Source organism: Neobacillus sp. NPDC093182, assembly GCF_044754045.1.
Map to the genome: position 1 here is coordinate 158,691 of NZ_JBIVOI010000012.1, position 15,305 is coordinate 173,995.

General features: G+C 37.6%; 17 protein-coding genes. 7 read left to right on the forward strand and 10 right to left on the reverse strand.

Annotated elements, in window-relative coordinates:
- Positions 1-27 precede the first annotated feature (27 nt).
- The 6 genes from ACIQAA_RS21330 to ACIQAA_RS21355 form a co-directional block, all read right to left on the reverse strand.
- Complete coding sequence (locus tag ACIQAA_RS21330; RefSeq protein WP_402623354.1) at positions 28-1,068, reverse strand: DUF418 domain-containing protein; 1,041 nt, start codon at positions 1,066-1,068, stop codon at positions 28-30.
- A 175-nt stretch (positions 1,069-1,243) separates the two neighbouring features.
- The gene (locus tag ACIQAA_RS21335; RefSeq protein WP_402623357.1) at positions 1,244-2,119 is read right to left on the reverse strand and encodes an aldo/keto reductase; all 876 of its coding nucleotides are present in this window, start codon (positions 2,117-2,119) and stop codon (positions 1,244-1,246) included.
- Positions 2,120-2,370: 251 nt separating this feature from the next.
- Positions 2,371-3,048, reverse strand: coding sequence for a DUF2642 domain-containing protein (locus ACIQAA_RS21340; protein WP_402623359.1), 678 nt, complete (start codon positions 3,046-3,048; stop codon positions 2,371-2,373).
- A gap of 29 nt (positions 3,049-3,077) precedes the next feature.
- A complete protein-coding gene (locus ACIQAA_RS21345; protein ID WP_402623362.1) occupies positions 3,078-4,436 on the reverse strand; it encodes an arsenic transporter in 1,359 nt (452 codons plus the stop codon).
- Positions 4,437-4,780: 344 nt separating this feature from the next.
- Positions 4,781-5,545, reverse strand: coding sequence for a type I 3-dehydroquinate dehydratase (gene aroD, locus ACIQAA_RS21350; protein WP_402623365.1), 765 nt, complete (start codon positions 5,543-5,545; stop codon positions 4,781-4,783).
- A 23-nt stretch (positions 5,546-5,568) separates the two neighbouring features.
- Complete coding sequence (locus ACIQAA_RS21355; RefSeq protein WP_402623553.1) at positions 5,569-6,072, reverse strand: shikimate kinase; 504 nt, start codon at positions 6,070-6,072, stop codon at positions 5,569-5,571.
- Positions 6,073-6,149: 77 nt separating this feature from the next.
- Between ACIQAA_RS21355 and ACIQAA_RS21360 the strand changes: the two genes are divergently transcribed.
- Entirely contained in the window at positions 6,150-6,446 is a 297-nt protein-coding gene (locus tag ACIQAA_RS21360; RefSeq protein ID WP_402623368.1) for a hypothetical protein, read from the forward strand.
- A gap of 45 nt (positions 6,447-6,491) precedes the next feature.
- Here ACIQAA_RS21360 and ACIQAA_RS21365 read toward each other — a convergent pair whose 3' ends face one another.
- On the reverse strand, positions 6,492-6,716 hold the full coding sequence (locus ACIQAA_RS21365) for a hypothetical protein (RefSeq protein ID WP_402623371.1): 225 nt from the start codon (positions 6,714-6,716) through the stop codon (positions 6,492-6,494).
- Positions 6,717-6,990: 274 nt separating this feature from the next.
- Between ACIQAA_RS21365 and ACIQAA_RS21370 the strand changes: the two genes are divergently transcribed.
- Positions 6,991-8,181 carry an MFS transporter gene (locus ACIQAA_RS21370; protein WP_402623374.1) on the forward strand — a complete coding sequence of 397 codons (1,191 nt, stop codon included), beginning with the start codon at positions 6,991-6,993 and terminating at the stop codon, positions 8,179-8,181.
- 38 nt (positions 8,182-8,219) lie between these two features.
- Here ACIQAA_RS21370 and ACIQAA_RS21375 read toward each other — a convergent pair whose 3' ends face one another.
- Entirely contained in the window at positions 8,220-8,645 is a 426-nt protein-coding gene (locus ACIQAA_RS21375) for a DUF4395 domain-containing protein (protein ID WP_402623377.1), read from the reverse strand.
- 153 nt (positions 8,646-8,798) lie between these two features.
- On the opposite strand from ACIQAA_RS21375, the gene ACIQAA_RS21380 reads away from it, so the two are divergent.
- On the forward strand, positions 8,799-9,617 hold the full coding sequence (locus ACIQAA_RS21380) for a PRD domain-containing protein (RefSeq protein ID WP_402623379.1): 819 nt from the start codon (positions 8,799-8,801) through the stop codon (positions 9,615-9,617).
- A gap of 49 nt (positions 9,618-9,666) precedes the next feature.
- Here the strand turns inward: ACIQAA_RS21380 and nagE are convergent, their stop codons facing one another.
- Both nagE and ACIQAA_RS21390 read right to left on the reverse strand, forming a co-directional pair.
- A complete protein-coding gene (gene nagE, locus ACIQAA_RS21385) occupies positions 9,667-11,112 on the reverse strand; it encodes an N-acetylglucosamine-specific PTS transporter subunit IIBC (RefSeq protein ID WP_402623382.1) in 1,446 nt (481 codons plus the stop codon).
- Between the two features lie 236 nt (positions 11,113-11,348).
- A complete protein-coding gene (locus tag ACIQAA_RS21390) occupies positions 11,349-11,831 on the reverse strand; it encodes a PTS sugar transporter subunit IIA (RefSeq protein WP_402623385.1) in 483 nt (160 codons plus the stop codon).
- Positions 11,832-12,230: 399 nt separating this feature from the next.
- Between ACIQAA_RS21390 and ACIQAA_RS21395 the strand changes: the two genes are divergently transcribed.
- The 4 genes from ACIQAA_RS21395 to ACIQAA_RS21410 all read left to right on the forward strand — a co-directional run bounded on the left by ACIQAA_RS21395 (position 12,231) and on the right by ACIQAA_RS21410 (position 15,280).
- Positions 12,231-13,721, forward strand: coding sequence for a peptide MFS transporter (locus ACIQAA_RS21395; protein WP_402623388.1), 1,491 nt, complete (start codon positions 12,231-12,233; stop codon positions 13,719-13,721).
- 139 nt (positions 13,722-13,860) lie between these two features.
- Positions 13,861-14,340, forward strand: a complete 480-nt coding sequence (locus ACIQAA_RS21400; protein WP_402623391.1) for a glutathione peroxidase — start codon at positions 13,861-13,863, stop codon at positions 14,338-14,340.
- Positions 14,341-14,365: 25 nt separating this feature from the next.
- Positions 14,366-14,791, forward strand: a complete 426-nt coding sequence (locus tag ACIQAA_RS21405) for a MarR family winged helix-turn-helix transcriptional regulator (RefSeq protein ID WP_402623393.1) — start codon at positions 14,366-14,368, stop codon at positions 14,789-14,791.
- Between the two features lie 189 nt (positions 14,792-14,980).
- Positions 14,981-15,280: a hypothetical protein gene (locus ACIQAA_RS21410; protein ID WP_402623396.1), complete on the forward strand. Its 300-nt coding sequence runs from the start codon at positions 14,981-14,983 to the stop codon at positions 15,278-15,280.
- Positions 15,281-15,305 lie beyond the last annotated feature (25 nt).

The window sequence follows — 15,305 nt, forward strand, 5'->3', positions numbered from 1 at the left end:
TGCATGATGACATGCGGGTCCTTCTTTTTAATGTACCTCTTTTACTCGTCTCCTCAATGGAGGAACCTCTAAATACGTGACAACACGCCAAATCCACTCTAATGGTCCAAATTGGAAGAAACGCAGCCAGATCGAGCTAAAGGTAAGCTGGATAATATAAATGGTTAAACAAACGAAAAGAGATTGAAGATAAGTTAATGACTCAAACAAGTTGAATACATAGCCTGCTGCATAGATAAAGACAGTTTGAAATATATAGTTTGTCAGTGCCATCCGCCCATAGCTCTTCAAAGGGGATAACAGCTTCTGAACAGTCTGGAATTGCAAAAGCAGCATTAGCACCCTAACATATAAAGCAGAAACAAGTGGTCCAATCATAATTCCTATACTTAAAAATTGATAAGTAGCTTCATCTACTCCTGTATAAAATCCAAATGGATATGCCGGCACAAGTTGATACTGATAAATAAGTCCCGTTATACTAACGATTAACAAAAGTGCAGTAAAGATTACCGCCTTTTTTACCTTCCCTGCCACTCCTTCAAACAGGCGATATTGACCAGCAGTAATCCCCAGCAGCATTAGCGGTACAACCATAAACAGTTTCGAAGCCATTATACTTAGGACGATTAGCAGGATTAAGCCAATGGCAAGATTAATTTCTTTTTTCAATTTGTAAAATGGGATTAAAAGCAGCCCAGTTACCGCATAAACGGTCAATGCCTCACCCGGGTGGAATTTAACATGAAACCAGCCTAAGATAAAAAGCGCTGCCACCCGTCGTAAGAATAAAACATAGCCATTTTTCCCCTTCGCATTCGCTCTTGAGATAAATAGAAAAAAGCCTACACCGAACAAAAAAGAAAAAAGCGTATAAAATCGGCCCTCAACAAATAAAAAGAGAAACCTTTGATAGTAAGCATCGCCTGTGCCTTGTTCAGGCATTTTAACAGCCAACAGCGGCAAGATATTTACTAAGATTATTCCCAGCAGGGCAAACCCCCGTAAATAATCGAGAACTTCTATTCGTTCAGTACTTTCCGTCGGCTTCAACAAACTCACCTCCATTAAATTGGAATGAACATATGTACAAGGAAGACTAAAAAAAAGATCAAAGCTGTTGTGAGATGGAATTTCCGTCTAAATCCGGAAGACCTTTTAACTGCTGTTGTTCTTAAATGATATATCTGAGTTAATTGCAATATATCTACGTAAATTGAATTATATCTGCGATGCGCAAAATTTAATATTTTACTAAACTCATACCTTCATTCGTTTTTGGAAAGTATGTATCAATTAACTGTAAATACTCATTCGATAATTTCAGTTCTAATGCCTCAAGATTACTCTTAATATGTGCAATGTTTTTGGCTTTCGGGATTGTAATGAGACCCTCATGTCTTAGGATCCAGTTCAATGCCACTTGGTAAGCTGTTGCTCCATATTTTCCACCAATCTCATCTAACACCTGCCGTCCCTTCGTGCCCTGTTCTGGGAATCCAGCTCCGCCAAAAAACTGTGGAGCATAACCAAATGGAGAGTAGCCCATAACAGTCACCTCATTCTTCTGACAGTATGGAATAACATCGTTCTCAACCCTACGGTCGTTCAAATGATAGCCCACTTGATTGCACGAAAGAACATGATGACCTATGACATTTTGTGCCTCCATCATCAATTCAGGTGTGAAATTACTAACTCCAATGTATTTAACTAACCCATTTTCAACCAAATACGTCATAGCCCTCATCGTCTCTTCTACTTCATGTTCTTTACTTGGCCAATGCTGCAAATAGAGGTCTATATAGTTGGTGTTTAACCTTTCCAGACTCCTTTCAGCAGCTTCAATCACACCCTTATAGGAACAGTTTTTAGCTGAGACCTTCGTTGTCAAAAAAATATCCTCCCGGCAATCCTTAATGACCTCTGCCACTATTCGTTCTGCCCCGCCTTTCGCATATTCCTCAGCTGTATCTATTAACGTAAGTCCGTTTTCGATTCCATAGCTTAAAGCCTTTATTTCTTCTAACGCTTCACTTTTATTTTCTCCATAGGTCCAGGTCCCCTGTCCTATGAGTGGTATCTTTTCATTTGTTGTCCCTAAGCTCCGATATTTCATTACACTCCCCCTTAACAACATTTTTATCTTTGAACCTGAACAAAATAAATGATCAAATCATAATTTATTACTAAAATAAGTATAACAAAAAAAAACCGCAGACCACCTAATACCACGGTTCAACTTTATCGCGCTGGAGCGAAGAATAATCCATCCTTGTCAGCCAAACAAGCTTGGATTATTTTTTGTGTTCATTTTTCACTGGGTACTACTCCTTTACATTTAATATTGATTGCGTTATCACCTTTCCTTCACGCGAAATGTATTGTTTTTACATGCTCTAAATTGCGGTATACGATATCTCTTTCTGCTGTAATAAGTGTTAATTGGTTATTCCAGACTTTCTGAAGTAAGCCTATTTTTTCACTGCTATCACCACCATCAATAACCACCAGCTGATTTTCTAATTTTTTGCACTGATCTTCAAAACTTCTCGCTAATGGAATGGAGGCAGGAGCTGCAGGCAAAGTCTGATTGTTGATGGAATAGGGAGTACTATGTTCTGGATAGGGGATTAACCATTTAACATGGTCCATCGAAATGAACACTGTTTTGTACACGGGTGAGTAAAACACAAAGTGATTATTCATGATACTCGTCAAATAGCCGTGAATGGATTTATTACCTGTTACATATACCTCTACAAACCTTCCCCTGGCATTCGTCAATATTCCACGAAATGAAATAGTATGGGAATCAGGCTCAATCGGTTTCTCTGAAGGAAGGTCATACACAACCGAATTTTGGTCCTGTTTTTCTTCTTTCACACGTTGAATATGCACGGCTGGAATATAAAGGAACCTTTGACTTCTACCCACATATAAAACAAGAATATCCAATCCAGAATCAACTAAAGTCCCCGACTGAAAATTCCCCCCGGAAATCTCTATCTCAATATTTTTTCCAATTAATTCTTTAAACACAATCATGTACATTCTCCTTTGTTCGTTTCTTTTCTTTACTGAAGTGCTCCGCCAAATAACCATGAAACCCAATAATATAAGACAACTAATGTAAACAATGTCGCAGGGGGAATGACAACAAATGTGATTTTTACATATTCCCACCATGTGATTATGACTTTTCCTTTTCTAACGATGTGCATCCACATTAACGTTGCAAGTGTTCCCATTGGCAGTAATAATGACCCCATATCACTTCCAATCACATTGGCTAAATAGGAGACTTTTAATACTAGCGGGCTAAGGTCCATGTTCATTAACGTAAGTGTTCCGACCATGAGTGCCGGATGATTATTAAAGATGTTAGAGAGAACCGTTAATAGTGCTCCCATCATCACACTCGCTTGGAGGAGGCTTCCTGATACTATTGGTCGCATAAAATTAATAAGCAAATCTGTCAAACCAATATTATGCAGACCGTAAATAATGACATACATACTAAAGGCGAAAACAAGAATATACCATGGAGTTTTTTTTAGCATATCGACCGGTGTAATTTTTAAATAAGCCCATCTCCAGCCTAAAAGAACAAGAGACCCAATAACGGCCATTAACGAAACAGGGATGGCAAAGTATGATGCGGCAAAGAGACTAAGGCGTACAGCAAACACGAACAGAAGGACATTTCGCATAAACCGAGACCGTTCTTTTTCAGTGGAATAAGCAGGACTAGGTTTTAGTGGATGATAAGAACTTTGAGTCAATCCGGATACTTTAATTGGAACAGTTTTCGGGATTACCTTTTTAAAGCGAAGGAAAAGGAGTCCTACTAGTAACAAAAGACCGAGCGTTGCAGGTACAAACATCATCGCCGTATGCAAATACAAATCCATATCTACTATTTTTAAAGCAATGAGGTTGACGATGTTGCTTACACCAATCGGAGCGCTCGAGGCTGTAGCAATTAACCCTCCTGATAATAAATAGGGTATCTTTTGATGATTTTTCAACCCCATATTGTTTAACAACATAACAAGGATGGGAGTAGTGATTAAAATACTTCCATCATTATTGAAAAAAAGTGTCATTAAAAAGCATAAAAGGTTTACATACCAGAATAAGCGGATACCTGACCCCTTTGCTTTAGCAGCGAGCTTCTCTGCTACCCAATTAAAAAAACCAAAACTTTCTAAAACAATAGCCATTACGATGGTGGCCATAATGGTAATGGCTGCACCCGAGATGGTTTCGGTAATAACTCCAAGGTCTGTAAGAGAAACACTTCCACTGATTAATACAAAAATCGCACCAATTGTGGCAGGAATGGCTTCATTTATTCCTCTAGGTCTCCAAAGTATAAAGATGAAGGTAGCTGTAAAAGCGAAAATTGTCATCCAAACCATAGGTTGAATCATATTTTTCTCCTTCCAATCTAACTAGTTCTTCATGATGTGTCATGAGATGACTCTACCTCCTCATTGGCCCAAGTCCGCTCATGTCCCCCCCTTCCATCTATCCCTATTGTCAAAGTGTACTTTATTTATATGTATCCTCACTGTTACTGGCATTGGGTTTGTACCCTTTTCCTCAATAAATCCACTAGAATCTATGGACAACTATCTTTCATGAAACAACCCAAGCATTAGAAATTTTATTAATTTTTGCAAAAAAAGACAGCAATGAGAATGTCTCATTACTGTCTGTAAGAAATTGCAATACCTTTGAACAAGGTATTTATCGATTGTAAAAAAATAAGCGATTATAAGTTTCTATTAATTACTGATAAAATGTTCCTTAATTCGGTGACAGGCACCTGACCTGGAGCGGAAGCTTTCTTGGCAGCGCCAAATGTTAATGCAGACCCAAATATTTCACCTGCTAAACGGCTGATCACTCCCTTACCTGCCATTGACATTGTAATGATCGGTCTATCTGCGTATTGCTCATACATAGTATTGGTTGCCTCCAATAAGGTCAACACGTCTGCAGCGTTCCTCGGCATAACAGCAATTTTTGGTATATCTCCGCCTAACTCCTGAGCCCTGCGTAAACGAGAGACAATCTCTTCCTTTGCTGGCGTCTTGTCAAAATCATGATTCGAAATAATGACATACACATTACTATTATGTGATGCAGAAACTAGCTTTTTTATCTCTTCTTCATCATTGAATAATTCAATATCAACAATGTCTACCTGACCGCTTTCTGCCATTGCCTTATTTAATTCGAAATAGTATGCTGGGCTAACTTCCTTTTCTCCGCCTTCTTTTGCACTACGGAATGTAAAAACGAGCGGTGTATCAAGCAGAATGGATCGTATTGCATTCAATGCCTCTTTTACTTTCTCTATATCCTCCACATGCTCAAAAAAATCAACACGCCACTCCACAACATCTAAGTCAATTGTTTTAAGAAATGAGGCTTCTTCTAATAATTCCGTGATGGTTTCCCCAACCATTGGAACACATATTTTGGGTGCACCTTCGCCTATTGTTAATCCTCTAACCGTAACGTTTTTTTTCATCGTCTCCACTCCACTCGAACCTTTTACTTGGTTTCGTGCAACTCCCAAGATAATTTCAGGGTTTTTACAATGCTCTCAGCTAATTCATCCATATCTTGATTACTTATTTCAATCGTTGAGTGATAGTTATTCTTATAAATTACTTTTCTTTTGTAAAATAACTCTTCTATTTCTGCCATTGACTTACCTTGCAGGACAGGGCGGCTGTCAATAATCGAACCTAACCGATTCTTCCATGCATCCCAGGTAATATCTAAATAAAATACAATACTAGAAGACAGGCATACCTTTCGGATTTCTTCTTGAAGGAATGCTCCCCCTCCAACAGAGATAATCTTTAGCTTATAGTCACATAGATTTTGAATTAATTCTTTTTCCTTTTCTCTAAAGGCTTTCTCACCAATTTCAGCAAATATTTTCGGTATTGGCATATTGTACTCTTTTTCAATTTCTTCATCGATATCAATAAAATCTCGATAAAGTTTTTTAGCTACCAGCTTGCCAATGGTTGTTTTTCCCGCACCCATAAAACCAATAAATACGATATTTTTTTCTCTCAATGAACTGTTTGACAACGGCTTCCATCTCCCAAGGACAAATAATATTGATACCATTAATTATAAGCCTTCCAATGCATAAAACCAATCATATGTATTCTGAGTTGATGAGCACCCAATATAAAGAAGCTATGTATGAAATATCGAAACAGGACGAATGGAAAACCTACAGGGATGCCTTTAGGGATTTGCTCAATAAAGGAGCCACGCTTGTAGCTGACCGCGGAAACTTGCATATTAATCAGAAACTCGACGAACCCATACCGGAGGATGCCCAGCTATTTGTTATCTGCGATAAAGAGACACTTCTAAAGATAAACCCTGATTACAAGCCCGCTAAATAATAAAAAGGTCCTATCGATTAGATAGAACCTATTTTTATTGGATACTTAACCTAATTTAATTTTATCTTGCGGCTCATCAAGTTTCATACGTTCCAGCTCTAGTCTCATTCTTTCCGTTTCAATCAAATAATTTTCATGTTTAAGTTTCTCAAGCTCTAATTCCCCTTGAATCATTTTGTATTTAATTTTATTTTGCTTTTGAAAATGGGTTGTTAAAATAGCAATGATTGGAATTGAGAATACCATAATAACTGCAATTGTCCCCGTCATATTACTTCCTCCTTTACATCAAGAAGCTATGTACATTATCCTTAAGATAAATAATACCAAATTTTAGCAACAGTTTGTACAGAATTATCAAAAAATAAAACCCGCAAATAATTGCTTACCTTTAATATTTCTCTAAAAATTTGAGCTCCTTTTCTTTTTTCTAAATAAACTTTCTCTTTGACAAAAGCATGTATGGCTATATAAGATAGTAAGCAGTGAAAAATTTTACACTATAGATATAGGTGTAATTCTTTGTATGAAAGGTGGCTTCTTGATGACAGGAGATCAACGAAAGAAAATCACCATGTTGATGATTAACATGTTTATAGCAATTGGGAGTTTTGGTATCATCATTCCCATTTTACCAGCCTATTTGGAGTCCATTAATCAAGGCGGAACGGCTGCAGGCCTGTTCATAGCCATCTTTGCCGGAGCTCAGTTCATCTTTTCTCCGATTGCAGGTAAATGGACAGATCAATATGGCCGCAGAAAGATGATTATATACGGATTAGCAGGTTTAACCCTGTCGATGTTTATTTTTTACGCGTCCAACTCAATCTGGGTACTATATGCTTCCCGTGCAGTTGGCGGAATCGGCTGTGCTATGCTTGTTCCAGCCATTTTTGCTTATATCGCAGACATTACCACGATGGAGCAACGGGCAAAAGGGAATAGCTTAGTTTCGGCTGCTATGTCTCTTGGTATTGTTGTCGGTCCTGGAATTGGTGGATTCTTAGCAGGGTTTGGCTTAAAATTTCCTATTTTAGTATCAGCACTTGTTTCTCTAGTCTCCGTATTGTTTTCCGTTCTCCTTTTAAAAGAGAGTAAAACAGCTCCTACCGGAGAATCGGCTGAAATGCCCCCTGATGAGTCCATGGTACGCAAAATAGCCCGTTCAGTGACAATGCCTTATTTCATTCCACTTATTATTACCCTTGTAATGAGTTTTGGATTAATTGCCTACGAATCGGTTATAGGTTTATACCTTGATAACCAATTTCAATCATCCGCGAAAGATATTGCCATAATGGTTACGGCAACCGGGGTTGTCAGTGTTATTGTTCAGCTGTTTGTGGTCGATAGAATTGTAAATCGTTACGGTGAAAAATCTGTATTAAATGTATTTATTGCTGTAGCTGCAGCTGGATTTTTATTTTCACTGTTCGCTTCAAGCTACTCACTATTCTTTATCATTTCACTTTTTATTTTCCTATCCACCTCTATACTCCGCCCTGTGTTGAATACGTTGATTTCCAAGCTGGCAGGAAACGAACAGGGCTTTGCGATGGGAATGAATAATGCTTATATGAGTATTGGTAACGTCCTTGGACCAACACTTGCAGGATTACTATATGACGTCAAAATCACCTATCCTTTCATATTGGGGTTTGTATTATTAGTCATAACACTGTTCATTACCTTCACATGGCAAAAGAAATCACTAAAAACAAAAGCGGTTTTATAGTAAAAAAACTGATGCAGAAGCCTGCATCAGTTTTTTTACTATTTAATTGCTTTTTTATATTTATACATCTTCCATTGATAATGAATAAAACAGCCTATGCAAAATCCGAGGATTGCCACTAATGCCGCGGTGGCAACGATAATGGTGAACACATACCCCACTGTATTCCAGCCAAGCAGAAAACTTATGAACCCAGCAGCCAAACAAAATACAGCTATTTTTTGATTAAATTGCTGCTGCTCCCAGTCCTCCGGGATATACTCTTCTGGTTTTTTCCTTAGAAAAAGTTTTGCGATATTCATGATCGGATTATATTTAAAAACAATTCCTGATATTCCTGCAAGTAATGGGATTATTAAAAACCATCCCTCACCGAAAACCAGTGTTAATACGGCACTAATGACAATCACCCATTGGTTTGTTTTCACAAGCGGTCTTGGTATAGATCGTACTTTATCAGACAAACATAACCCACCTTTCTTATAGGAGTTATTGGTAATTTATCTTTTAGTTTACCTGCTTTAAGCTGTTTTGTATAGCTTTGTTTTTAAAAGGTAGACCCATTTTGTTTTAAAATGTAAGATGGTAGTAATAGCGTAACAAGGAGCTGTGGTTTCGTGAAAATAAAAAAAATCCTCAATAACAATGCTGTTGTAGTTTTAGACAACAATGAAGAAAAGATAGCCATTGGTGCGGGTATTGCCTATGAAAAAAGGAAGAATGACATCATCAATCCAAGTAAAATTGAAAAGCTATTTGTTATGAAGGAAAATGAGAAATTCCAACAGCTTCTTCAGCAAATACCTGAGGAACACTTTTCTATCTCTGAAGACATTATCTCCTATGCAGAAGATAATTTGGGATTAAAATTAAACGAGCATATTCATATTGGGCTAACAGATCACTTGTCTTTTGCTATTGAAAGAGCAACAGAGGGAATTCACCTAAAAAATAAACTTTTTGATGAAATAAAGATCCTTTATAAAAAAGAATTTGATATTGGCATGTGGGCAATAAGACATATTGAAAAAATAACAGGAGTAAAAATGCCAGTGGATGAAGCAGCCTACATTGCCCTGCACATTCATACCTCGAAGCCCCAAAGCAACGATATGAAACAAACACTACGGCAGACTGCTATCATTGGTGAAATGATTCAGACCATTAAAAATTCACTTAGCATATCAATAGAAGAAGATGACCTTTCTTATCAGCGTTTAATGACTCATCTGAGATTTACTCTATCCAGAGTAAATGATGAATCCCAGCCAATAATGGATGATGAAATGCTCGCGATGCTGAAGAAAAAATTCGCACTCTCCTACAATGTTTCACAGAAAGTTGCCAAGCTTCTTGCGGAAAACCATGGTATCCACCTCCCTGAACAAGAACTCGGATATATCACCATACATATAGAAAGAATTAGAAATAGATAAGTTGAAAAACCGCTTGAACCAAATGGTCCAAGCGGTATTTTCTTTAATCCTATTTTCCCTTACGGATTTTTGCAATTTCATCCGCTACAAATTGAACATTAGTACCGACAATAACCTGAATGCTGTTTTTACCAACAATATTTATTCCTGGTACCCCAGTTGATTTAATCTTCTTTTGGTCTACTGCATCCATATCCTTCACTTCTAAACGCAGGCGTGTTACACAATTGTCTACAGATGTAACGTTTGCGTCTCCGCCTAAGCCTTCATAAATCTTAGCAGCCATTGCAGCAAACTTATTACCACCTGATTGCACATCCTCCGACACTTCATCAATATCATCTTCACGACCAGGTGTCGTTAAGTTGAACTTTGTAATGATAAAGCGGAATAAGAAATAGTAGATTACAGCAAATACTAGACCTTGAACAAGTAACATATATGGCTGGTTCGCAATTGGAATTTTTAAACTTAACACGAAGTCAACCAATCCTGCGCTAAAGCCAAATCCTGCTGTCCATTGGAACGCAGCTGCAATCGTTAATGAAAGACCTGTTAATACAGCATGTGTTACATAAAGTGCAGGAGCAGCGAACATAAACGCAAATTCAAGAGGTTCTGTAACCCCAGTGAAAAATGAGGCTACACCTGCAGCCATCATTAAGGCAGCTACTGTTTTTTTCTTCGAAGATTTAGCAGTATGGTACATTGCTAATGCAGCTGCTGGTAAACCAAACATCATAACTGGGAAGAATCCAGCCTGATACCTGCCAGTGATACCCTGTTCACCCTTACTAGACCAGAAATTACCAATATCATTAATTCCAGCCACATCAAACCAGAATACAGAGTTTAAGGCATGGTGTAAACCGATTGGAATTAATAAACGGTTGAAGAAACCATATATACCTGCACCGATTGCACCTAGATCACTAATCCCTTTACCAAAAGAAACAAGTCCAGAAAAAACAACTGGCCAAACAAAGAACATGACTAATGATACTGCTAACATCGCTACGGAAGTCATAATAGGAACAAGTCGTTTCCCACTAAAGAAAGATAACGCATCTGGTAACTTCACATGACTGAAACGATTATACATAATTGCGGCGATAATACCGGAAAGAATCCCTGTAAATTGTGTTCCAATTTTTGCGAATGCTGGGTTAACAGCTTCGGGATCAACTCCTTGAAGCAAAGCCACTGAGTTTGTTGATAACACAGTAGTAATAACTAAATAAGCGACCAATCCGCTTATTGCAGCTGAACCATCTTTGTCTTTTGACATACCCAGCGCTACCCCAACCGCAAAAAGGATAGCCATGTTATCGATAATGGATCCACCTGCTTTAATTAAGAAAGCAGCGACTGGACTTTCAGCTCCCCAGCCTGTAGGATCTATCCAGTACCCTATTCCCATCAATATTGCGGCAGCAGGTAAAACTGCTACTGGCAGCATTAAGGAACGGCCTAGTCTTTGAAGATATTTCATCATTGTTTATTCCCCCTATCTTTTTATAAAACAAATAACAGCTTTCTTGTCCCGTTTGACTCCAGGCGCTTTTATCAGATTGAATGGTTTCCTCCCTGCTTTAGACAGTGTAAAAATAAGGAATAATTGCTTTGCGGTATGGAAATCACAAAAGTCAATCTTTATAGCAGATTGGGATCACTGGGAAAATTCTTACACTTTATTTTTAGCTCAACCACCCCCTTTAATAGAAGATTACATCAGGAACCTGAGATAATTACCGTTTTTCCTTGTACGGCTTTTTTCTCCTCTGTAAGAGTATATTGTTTGTTTCTAGCTTCACTATTTGTAATAACAATGGGTGTTATCGTGCTTTTTGCATTTGTACTAATATATTCCCAATCAACCTCCATTATCATTCGGCCAACTGAAATCTTATCTCCTTCTTTGACTGCTGCTCTAAAGCCCTTTCCATTTAAAGATACCGTTTCTAACCCTACATGGATTAGGATTTCTGTCCCATCATTAGCCCGAATGCCGACAGCATGCTTTGTGGCAGCAACGAGGATAACGGTTCCGTCTACTGGGGAATAAATATTTCCCTCTTTCGGCAGTATGGCTATCCCTTCTCCCATCATCTTTTGACTGAATACCGGATCTGGAACCTCCTCTAATGACCTAATGTCTCCATTAACCGGTGCATATATTTGTAGTTTCGCTTTTTTAAATATACTAAATACCATACCAATACCCCTTTACTTTCAGAATTAATAAAAAAAGGCATGGGGGTACAATAAAAGTGCAGAATTCGCCTTTTATTTACCACCATGCCTGTTCGTATCAGTAACATGTGATCATTATTTTACTTTTATTACAATCATACCATGAAATGAGTAAAAAACAAGAGAAAGCGGTATCATTTATGATGAAAATATCACCAATTTTTCTGTATATATTTTTTGCAATAATTCGTTTTATCTAAATAGAACTATTATTTCAAAAAAACTTTCTTTTCACCTGACTAATTTCAATATTCCCGTTATAACAATGTTTCTAATCATTTGATTCCCACTTGCCAAAAATAGTTTTTGACAATTGAAAACAATCGAAAGTATTATAATATAATAAAGGGAGGTAGAATTATGTCGAATTATAATAGGCAGAAAATTGTGGATAGTGTCCCTCAGAAGGGTTTCTTTGGACATCCAAAAGGCTTATTCACACTTTTCTTTACAGAATTCTGGGAGCGTTTCTCTTATTACGGAATGAGAGCCATCCTAGTTTACTATATGTACTATGAGGTCTCAAAAGGCGGATTAGGGCTCGATGAAAACTTAGCTCTTTCCATCATGTCCATTTATGGGTCACTCGTTTATATGTCCGGTATTATTGGAGGCTGGTTAGCTGACCGGATATTCGGTACATCGAAAGCGGTATTCTACGGCGGAGTATTAATTATGCTCGGTCATATTGTCCTTGCAGTACCTGGAAGCGTAGCAATGTTCTTTGTATCCATGGTATTAATCGTTCTTGGTACAGGGATGCTTAAACCGAATGTTTCAACTGTCGTTGGTGAAATGTATAGTGAAACTGATGATCGTCGTGACGCAGGTTTCACCATCTTCTATATGGGAATTAACGCAGGGGCCTTCCTAGCGCCATTAATTGTTGGAAGTGTTATGGACTATAGCTTCCACCTTGGTTTTGGTATTGCTGCTGTTGGTATGTTCCTTGGACTTGTCATGTTTGTATTGACTAAAAAGAAAAATCTTGGTCTTGCAGGTACTACGGTTCCAAATCCTCTTTCAAAGGCAGAAAAGAAAAAGACATTTACTTTCATTGGATTAGGCGTAATTGTTCTTGCGGTTTTATGTGCTGTTTTAATCCCAATGGGAGTCTTAACGTTTGCAAGCTTTATTAATATCGTTACACTCCTTGGTATTATCATTCCAACTATTTATTTCGTTGTTATGTACCGAAGCCCTAAAACTACAACTGTGGAACGTTCACGTATTATTGCCTATATTCCATTATTTATTGCGGCTGTTATGTTCTGGTCGATTCAGGAACAAGGTTCAACAATTCTTGCAAGTTACGCGGACAAACGTACTCAATTAGATTGGATGGGAATCGACATTTCTCCAGCATGGTTCCAATCTTTAAACCCATTATTTATTATCATCTTTGCTCCTATATTTGCGGGGTTATGGGTTAAATTAGGAAAACGCCAGCCAACGGTTCCTCAAAAGTTCTCATTAGCTTTATTATTTGCCGGGCTGTCATTCCTAGTTATCCTTTTACCTGCTTATCTTGGCGGCACAGATACTTTAGTAAGCCCAATGTGGCTTGTTCTTAGCTATTTAATTGTTGTATTTGGTGAATTATGTATATCACCTGTTGGTTTATCCGCAACAACAAAATTAGCACCTGCAGCCTTCTCAGCACAAACCATGAGTTTATGGTTCTTAGCAAGTGCTGCGGCACAAGCACTAAATGCGCAAGTTGTTAAGTTTTATTCACCTGCGAATGAGATGGCGTATTTTGGTGTTATCGGCGGAGCTGCAATCGTACTAAGTATTATCCTTTTTGCATTAGCTCCAAGAATTCAGGGTCTAATGAAAGGCATTCGTTAATAAGTGTAAATAGTGCAGTATCCCATCGTTAGTGGGATACTGCTTTTTTATTGTTCTTGTTTTCTTAAACTAAATCGTGTATGATTAAATCATACGCGATTAATATATATATAACTTTCACCACACAGGAGGAATTACAATGAAAACTGTATATGATTACAATGTGAAAATGACAAATGGTGAAGAAAAGTCTCTTGAGGATTATAAAGGCAAACCCTTACTTATAGTTAATACCGCCAGCAAATGTGGGCTTACCCCCCAATTTAAAGGGCTACAAGAATTATATGAAAATTATAAAGATCAGGGATTAGAAATCCTAGGTTTCCCTTGCGACCAATTTAATAACCAAGAATTTGATAATATTGATGAAACGACTCAGTTTTGTCAATTAAACTACGGTGTATCCTTTCCGATGTTTTCGAAAGTAGATGTAAATGGAGATCATGCGGATCCTTTGTTTACTTTTCTAAAGGAACAGAAAAAGGGGTTACTCTCTAAAAATATTAAATGGAACTTCACCAAATTCCTTGTAGACAAGAATGGTCAGGTTGTTGAGCGTTATGCACCAACCACTGAACCAGCTAAAATAAAGATTGACTTAGAAAAGTTATTCTCTTAATTAGGCCAATAATATGGAAGATTTTATGACATTAGAAAAACAACTCTGCTTTGCCGTCTATGAAACGGCCGGTGAATTTAATAAATTATATACCAGTGTCCTTCAGCCTTTTGGTTTAACCTATCCCCAATATTTAGTCCTGCTAGCTTTATGGAAAGAAGATGGCGTTACATTAAAGGAATTAGGCACTAAATTGAACTTAGGGACTGGAACCTTAACTCCTATGATTTCTCGTATGGAAGCAAATGGTTGGCTAAGAAAAGAACGATCAAAAGAGGACGAAAGAAAGGTTTACATCTATTTACGGGAGAAAGCTGTCTCTGAAAGACAACCAATTACAAGCAAGGTTGCAGAAGTTATATTATCCTGCCAGATAGAACTTGAGGAATATGAACAGTTACTGCAGCAGTTGAATACTTTGCAGAATAAATTAAAAGAGCGAAGGCCGTAATAATGAGTTACCTGCGCAAAAAAGCTGTCCATTAACTTGGACAGCTTTTCTAATATATCAAAAGAATTAAATTAAAGTGCAATAAGTAATGGCAGAATCATTATCCGAACATTTCTAATAATACATACTACTCATACCCAACCCGTTTCAAGTAAATAGTAACATTATTAAGCAGAAGGAGGTTCGCGGATGATCGATCGAAATAATAATGGTAATAATATGTTACCCTTTACGAATGTAGATAGTAATTCTAATAGTAGTGTAAAATTAAATGAGGACCAATATGAGGTTTATGTGAATGGGACCTTTATTGGGCGCAAAACACTTAAAACCCAAGGCGAAGATTTATCTGATATTGACGACTTTTTGCAAAATCAGGGATTCAGTGATTTTACCACATCCGTTGATGGTGACCATTATAAAATTCACGTCGATCACAAAGACGATGATATGGCAAACGCCTTGTCTGTCAACTTTAATAATCGGTAAACATTCCGCTCTATATCTATGAGAG